Source organism: Pseudoalteromonas sp. S1650 (assembly GCF_005887195.1).
GTDB classification, from domain to species: Bacteria; Pseudomonadota; Gammaproteobacteria; order Enterobacterales; family Alteromonadaceae; genus Pseudoalteromonas; species Pseudoalteromonas simplex.
In genome coordinates this window covers 1-2221 of record NZ_PNDF01000158.1, presented here as the reverse complement: position 1 = coordinate 2221, position 2221 = coordinate 1, and the positions used below count along the sequence as shown (strand labels likewise).

General features: G+C 36.5%; 3 protein-coding genes. All 3 read right to left on the bottom strand.

Translation table 11 applies throughout. The features are described 5' to 3' along the window. Nucleotides 1–191: 191 nt before the first annotated feature. Complete coding sequence (locus tag CWB80_RS22625; protein WP_171041577.1) at nt 192–368, bottom strand: hypothetical protein; 177 nt, start codon at nt 366–368, stop codon at nt 192–194. Between the two features lie 40 nt (nt 369–408). Next, nucleotides 409–1455, bottom strand: a complete 1047-nt coding sequence (locus CWB80_RS21995; RefSeq protein ID WP_138599210.1) for a hypothetical protein — start codon at nt 1453–1455, stop codon at nt 409–411. A gap of 92 nt (nt 1456–1547) precedes the next feature. After that, nucleotides 1548–2221: hypothetical protein (locus CWB80_RS21990; protein ID WP_138686318.1), on the bottom strand; the 674-nt coding region annotated here is incomplete at its 5' end.

Here is a 2221-nt window from a genome sequence, read left to right as displayed (position 1 = left end):
GTTATCAATTAAATCATCCAGCTTGCTTGATTTTACTGAGCTTTTATCATCACTACTCATTGTCATTGCTATCTACATTCCTTGTTTTTAACCATTCCACTTTAAATATCTCAGACCCTAAACACCCACTGCTACTTGTCTTAATAAGGTTTTTGTTAATCGCTTCCAATAAGGCGTTGTATCAGGCTGATTTAAGCTTTCGTCGATTGGCCATTTTTCCCATGGCTTAGTGATTTCTTTGTTTGCCCGGCGTTTAAGGTGGCTAGTGAGCTATATTCAAACTTATTTAGAGCGATATACTGTTTAAATTTTTGTAACGCTTCGATTGTTCTTGCATTCATTTTTGCAAATCTATACGAAATAGACATTGATATCCTTACCTTTCAATGTTGCCCTAACAGTCAGTTTTTACAAATCAATCATTAAAAACGAAGTGAATTTTTGCCACGCTGTTTTGCCAAATTTAATCTCACTTTCTGGTTTTATATTTTCTGCGTATTTCCAAGGAAACTTAAAAATTTCAGGTGGATTGAGCTTTTTGATTGGTTTACCCATCAGTAAATTATCTAGTTGCTCGTCATCATTAAACTCTTTTAATTGCTCGTCTTTTGCTTGGCTCATCTTTTTTAAAAAAGATTTATCAGCACGATACCAAAAGTATTTTGGACGACCGTTCGCTTTATCAAACTCTCGATAATATTCAAATTGCGGGATATCGGCCAAAGGCTGAGTAACATCCATAAAATTTTGCAATAACTCCCAGTGCAAAAAAGCACAGGCTATTTGGTTACTATAAGTCTGTTCATAACGAATGTTTTTCTTATAATGCAGTAATGTAAAGCCTCTATTAGCAAAACCACTTTTAGGATTATGGGCTACCTTATAGTGAGCATTGAACTCTTCAAAAGGGAGTGTATCAAAATTTTTTGCATTCTTAGTCGGTACTTCAACCATACCCGTTTTACGGTTAAAAATTGTGGCTAGATTAAATTTGAAACGAAAAAAAGGCCAAATTAGCAAGCTAATTAATTTAGATCCCCCCCAGCAACTTAAAAGAATGATAAAAAAATCAAATGCAAGTTCATATGCCCCTAAAGCAAGGGAAAATAAGGGTAGAATAAACATAAAAAAAACAAAGAATAAATGTAGCATCGCCCAAGTAAAGTTCGTCAAACCAATAATATTTGTAGCATTTGCAATTAAGGCCAACGTCAACTTATTTTTTCCTTTAGTTAAAATTGAGCGATCATAGTCTGTTTGACCATTAATATTCCCTTTATAATAACTCATCTGACTGCTATCAAAGCAATATCCAAATAAGTTCTCCCTAGGGTAAATAGCTTGCTCACTTTGATAACGGCAATACATAGAATCACGCTCATCTGTTGCGATTTCATTTCTAAATTTTGCAGCTTGTTTACCGCGATAAGCTGTTTCTGCGTATTGCTCAAGCATATTCAACTTCCTTATTACCGAACTGTATTACTAACTATTTATTTACAGTTCGGTGCCACTCCTTTGCGTAAATACAAACCAAACTAGCTTCACTACCACACGGCTTCTCTATTTACTTGGCAATCGACTGGATCTAAATAGGGTTTTAGCTCTTCTGGGAATCCGTGTTTTTCTGTTATGTCTTTATCAATTTTGAAGTAATGCTCTATCGATTGATATAAGTGAGTACCAAGCGGGATGGATGTATCCATAAAGGTCATCGCTGTGGCGTATGCCAGTGAATCCCAGTCACGGTTTGAACCACCTACATAAAATGTTGGCTTAGTGAAGCGATAATGTTTAGGGTATTTTAACGGCACCATGAGTGATACAAATACACGTGAGCCACCACGGGCTGAGCCGACATTACGCTGATTTGCACCATAGCAAACAATGTCTTCATAAGGTAAATAAAACGGTTTTCTAAATAAAGTATGCGGAGTTTTCACGAGGCCGGTATGGCGATTAAAGTAAAAATTATCTCGGTGCGCTAATATTGCGCGATGTTTCAGCATATAAAAACCGACAATAAACATAGGTGCATATATAGCAAATGGCACCCATCGATAGTCGCCCCACACAAAACCAATAACAACCAAATCAACGAAAAAAAACATAACCGCTGCGACCATTAGCAAGAAACTTAGAGCAGTAAATAAATTTGACCAGCCTCCAAACCATGAAATAGCCAACTGCTTACCATCGCTCTCTACCCAATGCCCCTCAA

Bases quoted from the DNA above. Each gene is read 5' to 3' on its own strand.
- CWB80_RS22625 (WP_171041577.1), bottom strand. From the start codon at position 368: ATGTCTATTTCGTATAGATTTGCAAAAATGAATGCAAGAACAATCGAA.
- CWB80_RS21995 (WP_138599210.1), bottom strand. From the start codon at position 1,455: ATGCTTGAGCAATACGCAGAAACAGCTTATCGCGGTAAACAAGCTGCA.